Raw genomic sequence first — 2,645 nt, 5'->3', positions numbered from 1 at the left:
TGGTATTAACAAACAGAAGTGGAATGGGATGGGAAGCCCAGCGATACACGGTGATAGCCCGGTACACGTATAGAATGTTAGCCTAGTAGTATCCTGAGTACCGCGAGGTCGGAGACGCCTTGTGGGAATCTGCCGGCACCATCCGGTAAGGCTAAATACTCCTGAGAGACCGATAGTGAACCAGTACCGTGAGGGAAAGGTGAAAAGAACCCCGAACAGGGGAGTGAAATAGAACCTGAAACCGTGTACTTACAAGCGGTCGGAGCGTACAAGTTGCGTGACGGCGTGCCTTTTGCATAATGAGCCTACGAGTTACTCTTCTCTGGCAAGGTTAAGTGTTTAAGACACGGATCCGAAGCGAAAGCGAGTCTGAATAGGGCGTATAGTCAGAGGAGGTAGACGCGAAACCTTGTGATCTACCCATGGACAGGTTGAAGGTGCGGTAACACGTACTGGAGGACCGAACCGATAAACGTTGAAAAGTTTCCGGATGATCTGTGGGTAGGGGTGAAAGGCTAATCAAACTGGGAAATAGCTCGTACTCCCCGAAATGTTTTTAGGAACAGCGTGGACATTAAGTTTAATAGAGGTAGAGCTACTGATTGGGTGCGGGGGAGTCAAATCCTACCAAATCCAGACAAACTCCGAATGCTATTAAATATGGTCTGCAGTGAGGCGCGGGGTGCTAAGGTCACGCGCCGAGAGGGAAAGAACCCAGACCATCAGCTAAGGTCCCTAAGTGTACGCTAAGTTGAACTAACGAGGTCCGATTGCACAGACAGCTAGGATGTTGGCTTGGAAGCAGCCATTCATTTAAAGAGTGCGTAACAGCTCACTAGTCGAGCGATCGGGCATGGATAATAAACGGGCATTAAGTGTATCACCGAAGCTATGGGATTGAAATATATCGGTAGGGGAGCATTCTATATGCGGCGAAGGTATCTGGTAATGGGTGCTGGAGCGTATAGAAAAGCAAATGTAGGCATAAGTAACGATAAGGCGGGAGAGAAACCCGCCCACCGAAAGGATAAGGTTTCCTGATCAACGCTAATCGGATCAGGGTTAGTCGGGTCCTAAGGAGAACCCGAAGGGGATATTCGATGGACAACTGGTTAATATTCCAGTACTTTTTATAACTGCGATGTGGGGACGGAGTAGTGACACTGCCGCGAACTGACGGAATAGTTCGTTAAAGGTTGTAGGTATTAGAATGGTAGGCAAATCCGCCAATCTAGCTGAAAACTAATAGTACCGCGAGGCTTCGGCTGAGTGGATAGAGCAGGTAAACAGACTTCCAAGAAAAACCGCTAAGCTTCAGGTTATAAAAACCCGTACCGCAAACCGACACAGGTATCCGGGAAGAGGATTCTAAGGTGCTCGAGTGAATCATGGCTAAGGAACTCGGCAAAATGGCCCTGTAACTTCGGGAGAAGGGGCGCTGGCAGTAATGTCAGCCGCAGTGAAAAGGCCCAGGCGACTGTTTAACAAAAACACATGGCTTTGCAAAATCGAAAGATGAAGTATAAGGCCTGACACCTGCCCGGTGCTGGAAGGTTAAGAGGGGATGTCAGTGGAGCAATCTGCGAAGCATTGAATCGAAGCCCCAGTAAACGGCGGCCGTAACTATAACGGTCCTAAGGTAGCGAAATTCCTTGTCGGGTAAGTTCCGACCTGCACGAATGGTGTAACGATCTGGGCGCTGTCTCAGCCATGAGCTCGGTGAAATTGTGGTCCCGGTGAAGACGCCGGGTACCCGCAACGGGACGGAAAGACCCCATGCACCTTCACTACAATTTAACATTGACATTGGATACAGGATGTGTAGGATAGGTGGGAGGCTTTGAAGCGGCGTCGCTAGGCGTCGTGGAGCCAACGTTGAAATACCACCCTTTCTGTATTCGGTGTCTAATCCCGCTAAGCGGGAGACATTGTTTGATGGGTAGTTTGACTGGGGTGGTCGCCTCCAAAAAGGTAACGGAGGCTTTCAAAGGTAAGCTCAATACGCTTGGTAACCGTATGAGGAGTGCAATAGCATAAGCTTGCTTGACTGTGAGACAGACAAGTCGATCAGGGTCGAAAGACGGATATAGTGATCCGGTGGTTCTGCATGGAAGGGCCATCGCTCAAAGGATAAAAGGTACGCTGGGGATAACAGGCTGATCTCCCCCAAGAGCTCATATCGACGGGGAGGTTTGGCACCTCGATGTCGGCTCGTCACATCCTGGGGCTGGAGAAGGTCCCAAGGGTTCGGCTGTTCGCCGATTAAAGTGGCACGCGAGCTGGGTTCAGAACGTCGCGAGACAGTTCGGTCCCTATCTGTTGTGGGCGTAGGAATTTTGAGTGGGGCTGACCTTAGTACGAGAGGACCGGGTTGGACTAGCCTCTAGTGAATCTGTTGTTCCGCCAGGGGCATTGCAGAGTAGCTACGCTGGGAATAGATAAGCGCTGAAAGCATCTAAGTGCGAAACTAGCCACGAGATGAGAATTCCATATAGGACCGTAGAAGATGACTACGTTGATAGGTTACAGATGTAAAGCTGGTGACAGCACAGTCGAGTAATACTAATCATCCGAAGCTTTCAAAGCTAACACAACTTGTTGTTTGTTCTTCAAAACTAACTTCTTTCAATAATATGTCATTTAGT

The 2,645-nt window shown here is 49.5% G+C and carries 1 rRNA gene (running past one end of the window); it reads left to right on the top strand.

The annotated features are described in order from the left end of the window. Positions 1 to 2,586: ribosomal RNA gene (locus O0931_RS20065) — 23S ribosomal RNA — on the top strand (it extends 258 nt beyond the left edge of the window). Positions 2,587 to 2,645 lie beyond the last annotated feature (59 nt).

Source organism: Pedobacter rhodius (assembly GCF_027213645.1).
GTDB lineage: Bacteria > Bacteroidota > Bacteroidia > Sphingobacteriales > Sphingobacteriaceae > Pedobacter > Pedobacter rhodius.
Note: the sequence above shows the minus strand (reverse complement) of the source record. Positions and strands in the feature narration are given on the sequence as shown.